General features: G+C 70.2%; 17 protein-coding genes. 6 read left to right on the top strand and 11 right to left on the bottom strand.

Going from position 1 to position 16876, the window contains the following annotated elements; translation table 11 throughout:
* The 5 genes from JI739_RS04865 (at position 1) to JI739_RS04885 (ending at position 3172) form a co-directional block, all read left to right on the top strand.
* Positions 1-378 (top strand): hypothetical protein, encoded by a 378-nt coding sequence (locus JI739_RS04865; protein WP_201682686.1) that lies wholly within the window; start codon positions 1-3, stop codon positions 376-378.
* Between the two features lie 122 nt (positions 379-500).
* On the top strand, positions 501-860 hold the full coding sequence (locus JI739_RS04870; protein ID WP_201682687.1) for a PA2779 family protein: 360 nt from the start codon (positions 501-503) through the stop codon (positions 858-860).
* A 5-nt stretch (positions 861-865) separates the two neighbouring features.
* Positions 866-1822 (top strand): PA2778 family cysteine peptidase, encoded by a 957-nt coding sequence (locus tag JI739_RS04875; RefSeq protein ID WP_201682688.1) that lies wholly within the window; start codon positions 866-868, stop codon positions 1820-1822.
* Between the two features lie 136 nt (positions 1823-1958).
* A complete protein-coding gene (locus JI739_RS04880; RefSeq protein WP_201682689.1) occupies positions 1959-2207 on the top strand; it encodes a hypothetical protein in 249 nt (82 codons plus the stop codon).
* Between the two features lie 11 nt (positions 2208-2218).
* Positions 2219-3172, top strand: a complete 954-nt coding sequence (locus tag JI739_RS04885) for a methyltransferase (RefSeq protein ID WP_354003679.1) — start codon at positions 2219-2221, stop codon at positions 3170-3172.
* 35 nt (positions 3173-3207) lie between these two features.
* Here the strand turns inward: JI739_RS04885 and JI739_RS04890 are convergent, their stop codons facing one another.
* The 11 genes from JI739_RS04890 to JI739_RS04940 all read right to left on the bottom strand — a co-directional run bounded on the left by JI739_RS04890 (position 3208) and on the right by JI739_RS04940 (position 14489).
* Positions 3208-4392, bottom strand: a complete 1185-nt coding sequence (locus JI739_RS04890; protein WP_201682690.1) for an MFS transporter — start codon at positions 4390-4392, stop codon at positions 3208-3210.
* 82 nt (positions 4393-4474) lie between these two features.
* Entirely contained in the window at positions 4475-5161 is a 687-nt protein-coding gene (locus JI739_RS04895) for a glutathione S-transferase family protein (RefSeq protein ID WP_201682691.1), read from the bottom strand.
* Positions 5162-5670: 509 nt separating this feature from the next.
* The gene (locus tag JI739_RS04900) at positions 5671-6450 is read right to left on the bottom strand and encodes an SDR family oxidoreductase (RefSeq protein ID WP_201682692.1); all 780 of its coding nucleotides are present in this window, start codon (positions 6448-6450) and stop codon (positions 5671-5673) included.
* An 8-nt stretch (positions 6451-6458) separates the two neighbouring features.
* Positions 6459-7796 (bottom strand): 3-hydroxyacyl-CoA dehydrogenase, encoded by a 1338-nt coding sequence (locus JI739_RS04905; RefSeq protein ID WP_201682693.1) that lies wholly within the window; start codon positions 7794-7796, stop codon positions 6459-6461.
* The gene (locus JI739_RS04910) at positions 7793-8575 is read right to left on the bottom strand and encodes a crotonase/enoyl-CoA hydratase family protein (protein ID WP_201682694.1); all 783 of its coding nucleotides are present in this window, start codon (positions 8573-8575) and stop codon (positions 7793-7795) included. Before JI739_RS04910 ends, JI739_RS04905 begins: the two co-directional genes overlap by 4 nt.
* Before the next feature lie 49 nt (positions 8576-8624).
* Positions 8625-9905, bottom strand: a complete 1281-nt coding sequence (locus tag JI739_RS04915; protein WP_201682695.1) for a Rieske 2Fe-2S domain-containing protein — start codon at positions 9903-9905, stop codon at positions 8625-8627.
* A gap of 3 nt (positions 9906-9908) precedes the next feature.
* Entirely contained in the window at positions 9909-10892 is a 984-nt protein-coding gene (locus tag JI739_RS04920) for a tripartite tricarboxylate transporter substrate-binding protein (RefSeq protein WP_236589063.1), read from the bottom strand.
* Between the two features lie 129 nt (positions 10893-11021).
* The gene (locus JI739_RS04925) at positions 11022-12260 is read right to left on the bottom strand and encodes a Rieske 2Fe-2S domain-containing protein (RefSeq protein WP_201682697.1); all 1239 of its coding nucleotides are present in this window, start codon (positions 12258-12260) and stop codon (positions 11022-11024) included.
* Positions 12261-12271: 11 nt separating this feature from the next.
* Positions 12272-13273, bottom strand: coding sequence for an amidohydrolase family protein (locus JI739_RS04930; RefSeq protein ID WP_201682698.1), 1002 nt, complete (start codon positions 13271-13273; stop codon positions 12272-12274).
* Positions 13274-13304: 31 nt separating this feature from the next.
* A complete protein-coding gene (locus tag JI739_RS04935; protein ID WP_201682699.1) occupies positions 13305-13688 on the bottom strand; it encodes a RidA family protein in 384 nt (127 codons plus the stop codon).
* Positions 13689-13715: 27 nt separating this feature from the next.
* Positions 13716-14489, bottom strand: coding sequence for a GntR family transcriptional regulator (locus JI739_RS04940; RefSeq protein WP_236589064.1), 774 nt, complete (start codon positions 14487-14489; stop codon positions 13716-13718).
* A gap of 241 nt (positions 14490-14730) precedes the next feature.
* On the opposite strand from JI739_RS04940, the gene JI739_RS04945 reads away from it, so the two are divergent.
* Positions 14731-16875 carry an acetate--CoA ligase family protein gene (locus JI739_RS04945; protein WP_201682700.1) on the top strand — a complete coding sequence of 715 codons (2145 nt, stop codon included), beginning with the start codon at positions 14731-14733 and terminating at the stop codon, positions 16873-16875.
* The last annotated feature ends 1 nt before the right edge of the window (position 16876 follow it).

Here is a 16876-nt window from a genome sequence, read left to right on the forward strand (position 1 = left end):
ATGCCCATTCGTACTGCCTCATCCACCAAGCGGCTCGCGCAGAACGGCCAGGCGCTGCATCGCGCCATGATGAGCCGCGGCTCCGACCAGGAGCCTTCCGACGACGAGCGAGCCCTCCTCGAGGAACGCCGTCGATTGAAGGAGGAACGGGACCAGCGCAAGGAGCGCGCGCTGCAGCCTTCTCCCAGCGCCGTGGACCGCCTGGTGCGCACGCACCGTTCGCAGGCCAAGGACAAGCCGCAGGCCAGCAAGGACGCGCAGGGCCATGGCGAGACGAAGAAGCCGAAGTCGCGCCGATCACGGGCCGAGAAGCACGCGGAACTGGCCGCCGCGCAGGAGGCTGCCCGCAAGTCGTCGAAGAAGAGTCCCGCGAAGTAGGCCCTCGGCAAGCGGCGCGCCATCCGGTCGTGCTGCAAGTTGCGGCAGCTGTTACGCGCGCCACCTGAGCAGGCGACGCTGGCGGTCCCTAGGATGGTTTCTTCCTTTCTGGAGATCCAGCCATGCAAACAGCCCGTCACGTGTCCCGAGGATTCGCGGTCGTTCTTGCAGCGGTCCTGTCGTCACAGGTTCCGCTCGCCCACGGTGAGATCGTCGATACCGACGCCTTGGCCGCTCCGAGCCAGGTCGAGGTCGATCGGGCCAAGGTCCAGGCCTTCATGGACCGCGCCAACGTCAAGGAACGGCTGCAGGCCATGGGTGTCAGCGGACTCGTCGCCGGTGACCGCGTGGCATCGCTGAGCGAGGCGGAAGTCCACGCACTGGCCGAGCGCATCGACACCATGCCCGCCGGTGGAGCCCTCAGCACGCAGGACTGGATCCTCATCGGGCTGGTGGCCCTGCTGGTGCTGGTGCTGCTCTGAAGGGCGTGCTTGCGTCGATGCCGGCGCGCCGGCGACTCCTGCTGGGCATCGCCCTGTGGGGCCTTGCGGGATGCGCCTCGATCACCGGGCCGCAGGTCGGCAGCGGCCTTCCGGCTTCGCTCGCCCGGCAGGTCGAACTGACCGAGGTGTCGTTCTTCCCGCAGGAGGATTACCAGTGCGGTCCCGCTGCATTGGCCACCGTGCTGCACAGCGCGGGCATCGCTCGCACGCCGGCTCAATTGGTCGAGCAGGTTTACGTGCCGCAACGCCAGGGGAGTCTGCAGCCTGAGATGCTGGGCGCATCGAGGCGCGCGGGCGCCGTGCCTTACGTGCTGCGCGGAGAGCTCGCCGAACTGCTGCGCGAGGTGGCGGCCGGGCATCCCGTGGTCGTGCTGCAGGACGTGGGTTGGCTGGTGCGATCACAGTGGCATTACGCGGTGGTCGTGGGCTACGACCTCGGCCAGCGAACGATCACGCTGCGCTCGGGCACCGTGCGTCGCCTGGTCATGCCGTTCGACCAGTTCGACCGCAGCTGGGCCAAGGGGGAGCGTTGGGCTTTCGTGGCGCTGCCGCCCGACCGCCTGCCCGCCACGGCCAGGGAGTCGGCGTATGTCGCGGCTGCGGCGGACTTCGAGCGGGTGTCTCCCGTGTCGGGCCCGCGCGCCTACGAGGCGGCGCTGGCTGCCTGGCCCGGCAACCTCTTCGCCCGCCTGGCGCTGGGCAATGCCGCGTACCGCCAGCGCCAGCTCGCACGAGCACGCGACCACTACCAGCAGGCGGCCCTCGCCCATCCCGGCTCGGGGGACGCGTGGAACAACCTCGGCCAGGTGCTTTCCGAACTCGGTGAACCCGATGAAGCGGCGCGGGCCGCCCGGCGCGCCGTCGCCATTGGCGGCCCGCGCAGCTCGACCTATGCAGCCACGCTGAGCGGGATCGAGGCGAAGCGGGCGCTGGTGAAATGATGCGGCGGTCCCTCGCGCATGCGGGGCAGCACGGCCGCGCGGCGCATCCCGCCCCCGGCGTGCAGACGGTAACGACCCTCACCGCGATCGACGCGATTGCCTTAAGGTGGACCGCCACCACCTCACGAGGCCAGCCATGCAAGAGAAATCCTCCGATCCCCACCCGCTCAGTGACCTGGCTTATGACTGGATCACCCTCATCCAGAACAAGGCCCAGGCCCTGATGGCCTACGACCAGTACATCAAGGACGCCGAAGCGGCCAACTCGCCTGAATGCGCAGCCTTCTTCCGCAAGGTGCATGACGCCGACAAGGCCCAGCTGGCCGAGGCCAAGCAGCATCTGGTGGCGGTCCTGCAGGGCAAGATGGGCAAGGCGGCGAAATAGGCCGGGCGACCGTGCACGACCGCGCGCTCGTGCAGGCTCTGGTGGTTGCGGGGCGCTGGTTGCGTGAGCACGATTACCACTTCACCGCCGTCACGCCTGCCACGCACGGCCGCGTCAATGCGCGGCCCGGCGCGCAACTCGCAGCCCGCCTTCGCGACGTCTTCGGCTGGAGCCGGTCGTTCGAGCCCTCCCTGCTGCCGGACCCGCTCACGGCCACCTTGCAAGCGGTCGGCCTGCTCGCTCCCCTGGAGGGTGGTCTCCTGCGCAGCGAGATCCGCTTCTCTTCGCTGGAGGGAATGCTGTTCGCGCACTCCGCGTATCCCACCACGGCCGAGGACGCCGTGTTCTTCGGCCCCGACACCCACCGCTTCGCGACGCTGATCGCGCAGGAACTCGCGCGCAAGCCGCTGGCACCAGGGGCGCGCATTCTCGACGTGGGCTGTGGCGCAGGGGCCGGCGGACTGTTGGCATCCCGGCACGCCCGCCCGCCGACTTCCACGGTGCTGGCCGACATCAACACCCGCGCGCTGAGCTTCGCACGGGCGAACGCAGAGCTGGCTGGGGCGAGCGGAGTCTCCTTCGTCCAAAGCGACCTGTTCGCCAGCACCGCCGGCACGTTCGACCTGATCGCGGCCAACCCGCCCTATCTGAACGACCGCGCAGGCCGCACCTACCGCCACGGCGGCGGCCGCTGGGGCGAGGCGCTCTCGGTGCGCATCGTCCACGAAGGGCTGGGCCGGCTTGCGCCCGGTGGCCGGCTCGTCCTGTACACGGGCGTGCCCATGTCCGCCGGCGCCGACCCGTTGTGGGCCGCGCTGCACGATGAACTGACGGCGTGCGGATGGCCTTGCCGGTATCGCGAAATCGATCCCGATGTATTTGGCGAGGAGCTGGCCGAGCCCGCCTATGCGAATGTCGAACGGATTGCCGCGATGGCGCTCGTGGTGGAACGCCCCCTCCCGTAGTCCCGGGCAGGCGTCGAGGCGGCGACCCGGTCGCGTCAGCCGCGACCGGCGCTCGCGACCGCGCCCCGGCCCCCGAGCCGCGACAGCCAGGCCAGGCCCGCGACGATCAGCAGCAACGGGAACAGGGAGCCGACATTCAGCAGGCTCCATCCCTGCGTGGTCACCAGGACGCCGGACGAAAACGAACTGAGCGCCATCACCGCAAAGAGCAGGAAGTTCAACGCGCCCTGGGCGCGGTCCTTCTCGTCGGCCGCGTAGGCGCTGAATGACAGCGTCGTGCTGGCGGTGAAGAGGAAGTTCCAGCCGACGCCCAGGATGAACAGGGCCAGCGTGAAGTGATGGAGATCGACGCCCGACAGGGCGATGCCCACGCACACGAAGTTGAGCGCCGCGCCCGCCGCCATCACGGCCAGTGGGCCGAAGCGCTGGATCAGCGAGCCGGTGAAGAAGCCGGGCGCGAACATGCCGATCACGTGCCACTCCAGCACCCAGGCCGCATCGGAGAACGGCAGCCCGACATGCTGCATGGCCAGGGGCGTGGCCGCCATGAGCAGGTTCATGACGCCGTAGCTCAGGGCCCCGGCTCCGGCGGCGATGATGAACACGGGCCGTCGCAGGATCTCGGCCAGCGGCCGGCCGGTCGAGGCAGCCGCCGCCTCGGGGATGTGCGGAAACCGCAAGCCCGCCAGCAGCAGCAGGGCGAAGCCCGCCACCACCGCCAGCGCCAGGTACGCCCCCGCGAAAGGCGCGCCCGCCAGGTCCTTGGTGCGTGCCGCCAGGTTGGGGCCGATCACGGCGCCGATCAGGCCGCCGGCCATGACCAGGGACACGGCCTTGTCGCGAAAGGCGGGCGTGGACAACTCGCCGGCTGCGAACCGGTACAGCTGCCCGTTGGCCGAGTAGTAGCCGGCCAGCATCGTCGCCGCGCACAGCAGCCAGAAGCTGCCGACATACACCGCGGCTGCGCAAAGCAGCGCCGAGACGATGGCCATCACCAGCCCGAGCGCGAACCCGCTCTTGCGGCCCAGCCAGCGCTGCGCCCAGGCGACCGGCGCGGTGAACAGCGCGGCGCCGAGGACATAGCCCATGACCGGCAGCGTCGCCATCCAGCCATACGGCGCCAGCATCAGGCCGACCAGGCCGTTGATGGCGATGAAGACGACGTTGTTGGTGAGGAACAGGCCTTGCAGGACGGCGAGTAGCGACAGGTTCAGGTTCACGTGGACTCCATTCGCAGCCATCGTACTGGAGGGTGCCGAGGCCGCCGTGGCTTGCGGTGCCTGTGCCGTATTGCCCGGCAACTCAGTGATCCGCGGCCGGACGGAAGCGCGCCGGCAGCGCTTCGTGAAACGGGTAGTAGGGAAAGAAGGGCCGCGCCTGCTCAAGCACCCGGTCCACCGAGGGCCGCTGCAGCAGGCGGTCTGTATAGCTGGAGAGCCGGCGATGCGCCGGCGGCACCGGCACCAGGGTTGCGGCGTAGAACAGCGCGGGTGCCGCCGCGCAGTCGGCCAGGCTGAATCGTTCGCCCGCCGACCAGGTTCGATGGCCGAGCCGGCCATCGAGGAGTCCGTAGGCCATGGCCAGCGTCTCGCGCGCCTTGTTCACCGACATCGCGTCCCGGTCGTCCGGCTCACGCAGCCGGTCGGCCACGATGGCCTGCATGGGCGCCATGACGTACAGGTCGAAGACGCGATCCATGAGGCGCGTTTCCAGCGCGCCGTCGGCCGCGGGGGGCAGCAGCGAACGCTCCGGTGCGGCGTGCTGCTGCGACAGGTGCTCGATGATGATGCTGGTTTCCGGAACGATCTGGCCGCCGTCCACCAGCAGCGGGATCTTGCCGGTGGGCCACAGGGCGAGGAAGCGCTCGCGTTCGGCCGCATCGCCGAAGTTCACCTGGCGCGGCTCGAACGCGATGCCCATCTCGTCGAGCGCGATGAGCACCTTCCAGCAGCAGGAAGACAGCGGGTGATAGTAGAGGGTCAGGGCCACGGCTGACGTCCAGGAGTTGTGGAAGCCCGGAGCGTAGCGAATGCGCGTGAGCGGGATCCGGAGTCCAGCTTCCGGCGGGCTCGAACCCTCGCTGAACAGGCAGCCCTACGAAGACCCACCGAATCCGGTTCGGGCTCTGACCGAGCAGCTTTCCGAACACCACTTCCGTTCGGGCTGAGCTCGTCGAAGCCTGCACCGCGCGGCGGGCCCTTCGACGAGCCTGTCCTGAGCATTGTCGAAGGGCTCAGGGGGAACGGAATGCCATGCTCTCACCGAGCAGCCTTTCGAACACCACACCCGTTCGGGCTGAGCTCGTCGAAGCCTGCACCGTATCAGGGGCCCTTCGACGAACACCACTCCCGTTCGGGCTGAGCTCGTCGAAGCCTGCACCGTATGAAGGGCCCTTCGACGAGCCAGGGTGAACGGAGTCGGATCGGCCCTGCTTTCACTCGCCCATTTCACCGCTCCGGAGCTGGTGCGTCCTCGCGTTGGCGACTTCCGCGCCACCCTCACACCAGCCCGGCGTAACTCCCGCCATCGAGCTGCAGGTTCTGCCCCGTCATGAAGCCCGAGCGCGCGCCGCACAGGAAGGCGCAGGCCGCGCCGAACTCGGCGGGATCTCCGAAGCGACGCGCAGGCAAGGTGTCGGCGATCTGCTGGCGGGCCTGCTCGCGCGTGATGCCCTGCTCGCGCATCATCCGCTGCGCCATGAACTCCTGGCGCGGCGTGTCGAAGCGCTCGGGCAGCAGGTTGTTCATGGTCACGTTGTCCACGATGGCCTGGCCCGCCAGGGACCGCGTGAACGCGGTGAGCGCGGCACGCGCGGCAGTGGACAGGCCCATGGCCGCGTGCGGCTGCTTCACCATGGCCGAGGTGATGTTGACGACACGGCCAAAGCGCCGTTCGCGCATGCCGGGCAGCACCTCGCGGATCAACAGGGCGCCGGCCAGCAGGTTGTTCTCCAGCGCGGCGATCCAGGTCGCATGGTCCCAGTCGGCCAGCTGGCCGGGCGGAGGGCCGGCGTTGTTGTTCACCAGGATGTCCGGCGCGGGGCAGGCCGCGAGCAGGGCGCCGCGCCCGGCGTCGGTGCTGATGTCGGCGGCCACCGGCGTGATGCGCGCGCCGGTGGCCTCGCGCAGCGCCTGCGCGGCAGCCTGGAGCTTGCCTTCCTGGCGGCCGTTGATGACCACCTCGCAACCCTCTTCAGCCAGGGCCAGCGCGCAGGCGTAACCCAGTCCCTGCGACGACGCACAGACGATGGCCTTGCGGCCGCGGATGCCCAGATCCATGGCCGCTCCTATCGGTCGAGGTCGGCGAAGCGCCGCCCTTCGCGAACCAGCTGCTCCAGCAGCGGCGCGGGTTGCCACCAGTAGCCGTATTCCTCGTGCAGGCGGCGGATGTCGGCCAGGACTTCGGGCAGGCCGATGCGGTCGGCCAGGAACATCGGCCCGCCGTGCTGCGCCGGAAAGCCATAGCCGGTGAGATAGGTGATGTCGATGTCGCTGGCCCGCAGCGCGATGCCGTGCTCCAGCAGGCGCGCGCCCTCGTTGACCATGCCCCAGACGCAGCGCTTGATGATCTCCTCGTCGCTGATCGGACGGCGCTCGATGCCCATGCGCTTCGATTCCTCCAAGATGAAGGCGTCCAGCTCCGGGTCGCGATGCGGCGTGCGGTCGCCGCGTTCATAGCGGTACCAGCCCTTGCCCACCTTCTGCCCCAGACGGCCCTGTTCGCACAGTTTCAGGATCAGGTCGTTCCAGCGCCTGTCGGTGGGGCGGGTGGCCATCTGCGCCTTGCGGGTCTGCCAGCCGACGTCGTTGCCGGCCATGTCGTGCACCGCGAAGATGCCCATGGCGAAGCCGAAGCGCCTGAGCGCGGCGTCCACCTCGTGCGGCAGCGCGCCGTCTTCCACCAGGAAGTGCGCCTCGCGCGTGTAGTTGCGAAAGAGCGCGTTGCCGATGAAGCCCGGCCAGATGCGCGCCAGCACCGCGATCTTGCCCATGCGCCGGCCCAGGTCCATCAGGGTGGCGATGACGTCGGGGGCGGTGCGGCTGGCGCGCACCACCTCCAGCAGCTTCATCACGTGGGCCGGGCTGAAGAAGTGCGCCCCGACCACGTCCTGGGGCCGCTGCGTCACTCCGGCAATCTGGTCGATGTCCAGGCCCGAGGTGTTGGTGGCCAGGATGGCGCCGGGGCGGGCCGCCGCGTCGATCTGGCGGAACAGGTCCTGCTTGAGGCCCAGGTCTTCGAACACGGCCTCGACGACCAGGTCGGCGTCGCCCACGTCGGCGATCGCGAGCGAGCCTTCGATGAGCGCGAGCCGCGCCTGCATGTCGTCGGCACCCAGCTTGCCACGCGACACGCTGCCCGCGTAGTTCTCCCTCACGCGCGCCAGGCCGCGCTCCAGGCCTTCGGCGCTGGCATCGACCAGGCGCACCGGGATGCCGATGGCCGCCAGCGCCATGGCGATGCCGCCGCCCATGGTGCCGGCGCCGATGACCGCCGCGCGCCGCACCGGGCGCAGGGGCGTGGAAGCGGGGACATCGGGGATGCGGGCGGCCCCGGCGGCGGCGCGGCGGGCATGCTCGAAGGCGCGGGCGCGCTCCTCGTCGCCGACGTTGAAGAGGTCGCTCATGGCTGGTTGTCCTGCAGGCGGCGGGCCTTGCCGTCCACGAATTCGCGCAGCCGCTGCTCGGCCTCGGGCGGGCGGGCGCGGGCCGAGTTGAGCTGCTCCATGAACAGGCCGTCGTCGTGCGACAGGTCGTTCACGCGCGGCAGCACGTTGATGATCATCCAGTTGGTCTCGACACTGTTGCGGCCGATGCGCGCCGCCAGCTCGCGCGCCTTGGCGAGGGCCTGGCCCCCGGGCACGGTGTAGCGCACGATGTGTTCCTGCAGCGCCTCGGCCGGGTCGAGCAGTCGGCCGGTGAGCATCATGTCCATCATCACCGTCGTGCCCACCACGCGCTGGATGCGCACGGTGCCGCCGCCGCCGACAAAGATGCCGCGCTGCCCCTCGGGCAGGCCGAACAGGGCCGACTCGTCGCACACGCGCACATGCGCCGCCATGGCCAGCTCCAGCCCGCCTCCCACCACTGCGCCGTGCAGCGCCGCCACGAAGGGAATGGGGCCGCGCGCGATCAGGTCGAAGACCTCGTGCCAGTTGTGGCGGCGGCGCTTGCGCGGCGGCTTGATCTGCCCGGTGGCGCGGGCCAGCGCCTCGGCCAGGTCCAGGCCGGCGCAGAAGTTGGTGCCATGGCCGAACAGCACGGCCACGTCGGCCTCTTCGTGCGCGCGCAGCACGGCGGCACGCAGGTCGTCGATCAGGGCATCGTCGATGGCGTTGCGCTTGTCGGGGCGGTTCAGCCCGATCAGCGCCACGGCGCCGTCGAGTTCGTAGCTCACGAGGCTCATGAAAAGGTCCGGTGGATGGATGAAGGTGAAGAGGCCGACACGCCGCGCGTCAAAGGTCGAGCATCTCCAGCGGCTCGATGGCCACGCCGATGGCCTGCTCGTGCGCCTCGCGCACCCATTCGGGTTGGCCGGCGTGGAAGGTGAAGTGCGTCAGCAGCCGCGCCCACTTGGGATGCCGTCGGTACGCGGCGAGCGGCAGGCCTTCGAGGAAGAACTCGCGTGAATCGCTGGGCAACACGATGCGCCGGCTGCGTTCGGGGTCGCGCAGCACGCCCTTGGGATCGCGCCCGGCCTGCACCGCCTCGATGTCGGCGAACAGTCGCCGGCGCAGCATCGCCACACCCGCGTCGCTGGCGCCCAGCGTCTCGCCGGTGCGGTCGGCGATGCGCCCCTGACCCACCCAGGCGCAGATGTCCTGGTTGATCACATGGCTGGCGATCAGCCGGCCCGACGCATCGCGAACCGGGCTGGCCCAGGTGGGGATGGCATCCTGCACGAAGGGCTCTCGCTCGCGCGGCACGCGGATGAAGGACCAGGTGACGTTGAGCGTGTTCTCGTCGTCCACCGGCACGCGCCACTCGAAATGGTCGCCCAGGAAGAAACCATGCGGCCACAGGCACACCCGCCCGATGGTCCACAGCGGATGCGTCTCGTCGCTGTCTTCGGTGATGCGCTTGTAGACCAGCCCGTGCTCGAACTCCTCGAAAGCCAGCTTGAGGTGGCGCGGCGCATAGCCGCCCTCGTGCCCGCGCATCCGCCGGCTCCAGTTGGCGTGCATCCACTCGAAATGCACCGGGTCGACGGAGTTTTCCTGGCACTGCAGCCAGTTGCACGGCACGTCGGAGAACACCGCCTGCACGAAGCCGTTGCGCCAGTGGAAGGCCTCCCAGTCGGGCAGCTCCGGCGCGGGCGCCGGCCCGAGGTAGGCCCACAGCATGCCGGCCAGGGCGCGCACCGGGTAGGCCTTGAGCCGCACCCTGGCCTTCAGGCGCGCGGACGGGTCGGCCTGCTCCTCGTAGGGCTGGTGCAGGCAGGCACCCTGCGCGTCGTATTGCCAGCCGTGGTAGTTGCAGCGCAGGCCCGCGCCTTCGACGAAGCCCTGGGACAGGTCGGCGCCGCGGTGGGCGCAGTGGCGTTCGAGCAGGCCGTAGCGGCCGCCGAGGTCCTGGTAGAGGACCAGGTCCTCTCCGAGAAGCCGCAGCGGCTTGACGGGGGTGCGAGCCAACTCGTCCACGCCCGCCACCGGATGCCAGTGGCGCCGCAGGACCTCGCCCATGGGCGTGCCCGGTCCCACGCGCGTCAGCTGGCGGTTCTTCTCCTCGGTGAGCACGCCTCACTCCACCCGGAAGCCCGAGGCCTTGATGATGGGCGCCCAGTGCGCCAGCTCGGCGCGCTGCACGGCATCGGTCTGCGCGCCGTCGCGGAAGGTGGGGTAGACCCACAGGCGCTGCGTCATCAGCTCGCGCACGTCCGGCATGGCCAGCACCTGCCTGACCGCCGCCTGCATGCGCTGCACCTCGGCCGGGGGCGTGCCGGCCTTGGCCCACATGCCGGTCCAGCCCTCGCCCGAGGTCACGTCGATGCCCTGCTCGGCGAAGGTGGGGATGTCGGGCATGAGCGGCGAGCGCTCCTTGGTGAAGATGCCGATCACGCGGATGCGGCCGGCGCGGTGGTGCGCCATCAGGCCGTCCATCAGGCTGATGGCCGAGGGCACGTGGCCGCCGACCAGGTCGGTGACCATGGGTGGCGAGCCCTTGTAGGGCGTCACCGGCAGCTCGATGCGCGCGGTCTGCGCCAGCTGCACGCCCAGGAAGGCGTTCTGCCCGCCCATGCCCGGCGTGCCGTAGCTGGACTTGCCCGGGTTCTTGCGCGCCCATTCGACGAATTCGCGGGCGTTGGTGGCGCCGGTGTTGAGCGCCACGCCCATGCCCAGCGGATAGGTCGCCAGCGAGGCCACGGGCGAGAAGTCGCGGGTGATGTCCCACTTGATGTTGTGCCCCGGCACCAGCGTGAGAAAGGTGGGCGTGGCGTTGGGGGCGACCATGTAGGCGAGCCCGTCGGCCGGAGCCTGCAGCACCAGGTCGGCCGCCACGCGCCCGCCCGCGCCCGGCTTGTTTTCGATGATCACCGGCTGGCCCATGAGCGGCTGCAGGCGCTCGACGACGGCGCGCGCGATCGCGTCGGTGGCGCCACCCGGCGGAAAGCCGATCAGCACGCGGATGGCCGGCTTGCCTTGCGCGTGCACGCCCAGGGGCAGCGAGATCGCCGCGGCGCCGGCGGCGCTGGCGGTCAGGAGTTGGCGACGGGTGAGTTTCATGCGTTGTCTCCGGTGGGTCATTGACGACGCCGCGGCGTTCTGCGCGCCGCCGGCATGCGGTGGTCGATGGAACGGATCAGGGGCCTTTTCAAACTGTTTTCACGTGTGCGAAAGCCGTGTGAACAGCCCCTAGGCGTCGGCAAGTGCGCGCCAGTCGCTGCCGGCCGGGATCACCCCCCCGACCGATCGGACGCGCCGGTAATCGAGTCCGGGGTGGCCGGCCGCCGTGGGCGTCTGTCCCGCCATGAATTCGCGCGCCGCCTTGAGCAGCTGGGCCCGCACGCGCAGCACGGCACCGTCGGCCGAGCACAGCTGCTCGTCGGTGCGGTCCACGATGGGGCCCTGGCTGATGAACATGGCGAAGTCCTCGGTGCCCAGGTGCTGCGGAAAGCCGGTCTTGTGGCCCCGCTTCATGAGGTCCCGGTTCTGGCCCCAGTTGTCCCTGGCATCACCGGGCGGCAGCGGTGGGAAGTTCCAGACGTCGGGCGAGGCCGACATGATGGTCATGCCCAGGGGGGCGTGCGCGTTGAACTGCACGAACCAGGCGCGGTGCGTCACGTCGTCCACCGGGGTGGAGAAGAACACCGTGGTGGGCCCTTGCGCATGCGGCGGGCAGATGATGCCGTACCAGGGCATGACGAAATTGTTGACCCGTGCGTACACCTTGTCGGCATCGGGCAGCGCGCGCAGCGCGGCGTAGCGGTAGCCGTAGGGCCGGTCCTCGAACTCGAGCCTGGGCGCCAGGGCGCGCGTCATCAGCAGGCGCTCGTTGCCGCCGCCGGCGGTGATCTGCGTGGTGGACTCGTGCAGCACGCCCACGTGCGACGAATCCATGGAAGCTTCGACGCCCTGCACCCAGTTGGTGGGCACCTCGACGCTGGTCACCGAGCGCTGCGAGGCCGGCAGGTCGATGAAGGGCAGCTCGGGGAACGGCGGCGCCTTGGCGCCCTGCCCCAGCCAGACCCAGACGATGCCGCCACGATCCACCGTGGTGTAGCGGTTCACCCGCACGTGCTGGCAGAACTGCTCCTGGCTGCCGGCGTGGTTGGGCGCCTCGACCACCTCGCCGCGCACGTTGAACTTCCAGCCGTGGTAGATGCAGCGCAGGCCGTTGTCTTCGTTGCGGGCCAGGGCCAGCGAGGCCTTGCGGTGCGGGCAGTGCTCGTCAAGCACGCCCACCTGGCCGTCGGTGGCGCGGAAGGCGACGAAGTTGCGCCCCAAGAGGCGCAGCCGCACCGGCGCGCCATCGGCCTCCAGCTTGACCGAGGGCACCGCCGGCAGCCAGTAGTGCCGGCGGATCATCTCGCCCATGGGCGCGCCGTTCTCGACGCGGGTCAGCAGCTCGTTGTCTTCGGCGGTCATGGCCATGGCTGTTTCCTTCAGCGGTCGGTGTAGTTGTCGAACGCCCGCGTGTACACGCGGCGGCAGTTGCATTCGAAGATGTCGCGGCGCTGCGCCTCGGTGAGCCACTCGATGCCTTCGATCACCGGCTTCATGTCGTCGTAGTCGCGGTCGGTGAGCGGGTCACGCGCGCTGCCGGTGCCGGGCTTTTCGGTGCCGAACATCACGCGGTCGGTGCCGGCCACCTTGCACAGCAGCTCGATGGATTCGCCGCTGTAGTTGCAGGTATCGAAGTACAGCTTGCGCAGTTGCTGGTCGAACGTTTCCTTCTCGCCCTTGCGCACGCTCCAGGCGCGGAAGCGCCCCATCTGGTAGGGAATGGCGCCGCCGCCGTGGGCCACCACGATCTTCAGCTTGGGAAAGGCATCGAAGGTCTTGGCGCCCAGCAGCGAGACGATGGCGATGCTCTCTTCGTTGATGAACTTCAGCGTGTACGACTCACGCGCGCTGCAGCTGCCGGCGGAGTGGATCAGGCCCGGCACGTCCAGCTCGGTCATGGCCTGGTACAGCGGGTGCCAGTAGGGCTCGCCCAGCCCGGGCGGATCGCCCAGCCCTTCGGTGGGGTCGGGGTTGATCAGGCAGCCGACGAAGCCCAGTTGTTCGACGCAGCGGCGCAGCTCGGGGATGGCGCGCTGCTCCAGCGGTTCGTCCATGTACTGCGGCAGGCCGGCCACGCCGCGGAAGCGGTCGGGAAACATTTGCACGAACTGCGCGATCAGGTCGTTGCAGTGGATGGACCACAGCTCGGTCACGCGGCCCGGCTTCACGGAGTGCATCTGCAGGTAGGGGCGCGGCGAGATGAACTGCAGGTCGGTGCCGACCTTGTCCATGCTGCGCACCAGTTCCTCGGCCGCCTTGCGAACGGACGCTTCCGGGATCTTGGGCAGCGTGTTCGGGTTGGCCCGGCCTCCGATGAGTTCCGCCATGAAGCGGAAGCTCTCGGGCGGCATGACGAGGTGGGCGTGGGAGTCGATGATCATGGTCGGCGCGTGCGGTTCGGGTGAGGGAAAGTCAGTCCAGCCAGGCGATGGCTTCGATCTGCAGCCACATACCGTGCTGCAGGTCGGCCACGGTGATGTGGCGAGCGGGGCGGTCGTGCGGGTCGGGGAAGCAGGCCAGCCACTCGGCGTTGATCGGCTCGCGCACCGGGTCGCCCCGGATCGCGAGGGACAGCTTGGCCACGTGCTCCAGGCCGGCGCCCCCGGCGGCGAGCACCGCGCGCAGGTTGGCGAAGGCATTGCGCACCTGCTCGCCCGCATCGGCCGGCAGCGCGCCCTGGGCGTCTTTGCCGGCGATGGCCGAGGTGCACAGCAGCGGGCCCACGCGGGCGGCGGCCGGGATGGGCGCCTTGTGCGAGGCGCCGGGCACCTCGATGGAGCGGGGGGATCGGGTCATGGGGAGTGTCTCCTTCGACGGCCGGGATCAGTCCGGCTCGTTCTCGAACAGGCTCATCGGGATGCGCGCCAGGAACTCCGAGAAACCGGTGGAGCCCGAGGGCACGTGCAGCAGCATCAGGTGCCCGGCGGCGGCCTCGTCGCCGTCCTGGATGGCGCGGGCGATCTTTCGGTGGTCCTGCAGCGACTGGTTGATCTGCGCCTTGCTGATGAAGTCGCGCAGGCGGTAGCGCAGGATCTGCCGGCGCGCGTCGCGGATCAGCCCCGCCAGGAAGGTGTTGCGGCTGCCCTCGTAGATCACTTCATGGAATTGGCCGTTGGCCACCGAGTACTCCTCGGTGCCGCCTTCGACGGCCGCGTCCTGGCAGGCCTGCAGGGCCTCGTCGATGCGGCGGCGCAGCGGGTCGTCGACCCGGCGCGCGGCCAGCTTGGCGCAGGTGGCCTCCAGCTCGCCGATGCCTTCCATGATGGCCCGCACCTGGCTGATGGACAGCCGGGCCACGGTGACCCCCTGGCGCGGCGCGATGCGCACCAGGTTGCGGGCGGCCAGCTGCTGCAGGGCCTCGCGCACGGGGGTGCGGGAGACCTGGAAGCGCACGGCCAAGGCGCGCTCGTCCAGCGGGCTGCCCGGGGGCAGCTTGCCCGCCTCGATCTCCTCCTGCAGCGCGGCACGGATCTCCGTGGCGCGGCCCCCGCGCGGGCGTGAGTCGTCGGCCGAGGCGAGCTCGGGATCGAGGGCGGGTTCGTGGTCGATGGTGTGTTCCATGGGCATGGCAAATATACCTCTAAGTTTCTGTGGCATGCAAGAACAATCTTCTTGAATGCCATTTCATGCACTGCCGGCTGCAGCAGTCGGCCGATGGTAGCCGGGTCGCCCTCCCTCCCGAGAGAACCCGTGTGCAGCCGGGCGGCCAGACGCACGGCCCGGCTTGGCTTGGCCACGCTAGCAAGCTGTCGAGCTACAAACTTTCCCCTCTGGCATATTGCAATCGAGTTTGTGTATGCCACAATGCCGCCGATAAATGCACTGAAGGTCTTCCTCCATGAATTCCGCCGCCTCGGATACCAACCCCATTTCCCTCGCCCACGTGCTTCGCCCGCGCTCGATCGCCGTGGTCGGCGCCTCGGCCGATCCGCGCTCCTTCGGCGGGTTCGTGCAAGGCAACCTCGAACGATTCGGCTGGGACGGCCAGCTCCACCTGATCAGCCGCAGCAGCGCCGAGCTGAACGGCCGCCCCTGCCTGCGCAACGTGGACGAATTGCCCGAGGGGGTGGACCTGGCGGTGCTGGCCATCCCCGAGGCCGGCGTGCTCGACGCCGTGAAGTCGCTGGCCGCGCGCCGCTGCCACGCGGCGGTGCTGTTCGCCTCCGGCTACGCCGAGGCCGGCCCCGAGGGCCAGGTGCGCCAGCAGCAGCTGGCCCAGGTCGCGCGTGATGCCGGCCTGGTGCTGGTGGGCCCCAACTGCATGGGGTTCACCAACCTGGCCGACGGCGTGCCGCTCACCTTCGAGCCGCTGGCCGCGCGTGCCCGTGAGGAGCGGCCGGGCGTGGGCATCGTGGCGCAGAGCGGCTTCATGGCCGCCAACCTGCGCGACGCCCTGCTCGCGCGCGGCGTGCCGGTCACCTGCGTGTTTTCCACCGGCAACGAGATCGCCGTCTGCGTGGAAGACGCCCTCGCCCACTACCTGGAAGATCCGCAGACCCGCGTGGTCACGGTCTACGCCGAGCAGCTGCGCCGGCCGCGCCAGTTCCTGCAACTGGCGCGCCGCGCCCGCGAGCTGGGCAAGCCGGTGGTGCTGCTGATGCCGGGCCGCAGCGCCCGGGCGCGCGAGGCGGCGCAGTCGCACACCGGCGCGCTGGCTGGCGACCACGCCACGGCCTGCGCCCTGCTGCGGCGCGAGGCGGTGGTGGTGGTCGACTCCCTCGACGAATTGCTGGACACCAGCGCCGTGCTGCTGCGCCATCCCGCGCCGCCGGCCGGTGGCACCGCATTCATGACGGGCTCGGGCGCGATGAAGAACATCGCCCTCGATTTCGCCGAGGACCTGGGCCTGCCGCTGCCGGCGCTGACAGCGCCCATCGTGGAGCGCCTGGAGGCCATGCTGCCGTCCTACGCGCGGGCCGAGAACCCGCTGGACTACACCACCCTCGGCGTGCGCCAGCCCGGCCTGATCGGCGAGCTGCTGCTCACGCTGCAGGACGACCCGCGCATCGGCAGCCTGGTGCTGGCGATCCCGGTCGGCCCCTCGGTGGCGCAGCGTGACAAGGCCGACCACATCGTCCCGGCGATCGGGCGCGCCACCAAGCCGGCGGTGCTGGTGCTGACCGGCGACGACAGCCCCATCGAGCCCTTCTTCACCGAGGCCATCCGCGCCAGCGGCGTGCCGCTGTTCCGATCGGCCGACCGCGCCTTGCGCGCGCTGCGCCACGTGGCCGCTCATGGCGAGGCGCTGCAACGCGCCGCCCGCGCCGCCGTCGATGCGCCGCCTGCCCGGCCCCTGCCCGGCGCCGTGCCGCCCAACGGCATCTTTGCCGAGTACCAGGGCAAGCGCTGGCTGGCCCAGGCCGGCATCGCCGTCCCCGCAGGCCGGCTGGCCGCGAGTGCCGACGAGGCCGTGCGCGTGGCCCGGGAGATCGGCTGGCCGGTGGTGCTCAAGGCGCAGGCCAGCGAGTTGCCGCACAAGAGCGACGTGGGCGGCGTGCTGGTGGGCCTGAAGGACGAGGCCGCGCTGCGCGAAGGCTGGCGCCGCCTGCACGACGACGTGGCCCGCCACCGCCCTGGCCTGCAGCTCGATGGCGCCCTCGTGGAGGCCATGGGGCCGCGCGGGCTGGAGCTGGTGGTGGGCGCCAAGCGTGACGCCGACTGGGGCCCGGTGGTGCTGGTGGGCCTGGGCGGCATCTGGATCGAGGCGCTGAAGGACGTGCGCCTGCTGCCGGCCGACCTGGCCGAAGCCGACATCGTCATCGAGCTCCAACGGCTCAAGGCCGCCGCCGTGCTGCGCGGCATCCGGGGCGAGGCCGGCGTGGACCTGCAGGCGATCGCCCGCGTGGTCGCCGCCATCGGCGCGCAGATGCGGGCCAATCCCCAACTGCAGGAAATCGACATCAACCCGCTGGTGGCCTACCCCGCCGGCAGCGCGCTTCCGGTGCTGGCGCTCGACGCGCTGGTGGTCGCCACCCCCCACTGAC

It is taken from the genome of Ramlibacter aurantiacus (assembly GCF_016722895.1).
Classification (GTDB): Bacteria; Pseudomonadota; Gammaproteobacteria; order Burkholderiales; family Burkholderiaceae_C; genus Ramlibacter; species Ramlibacter aurantiacus.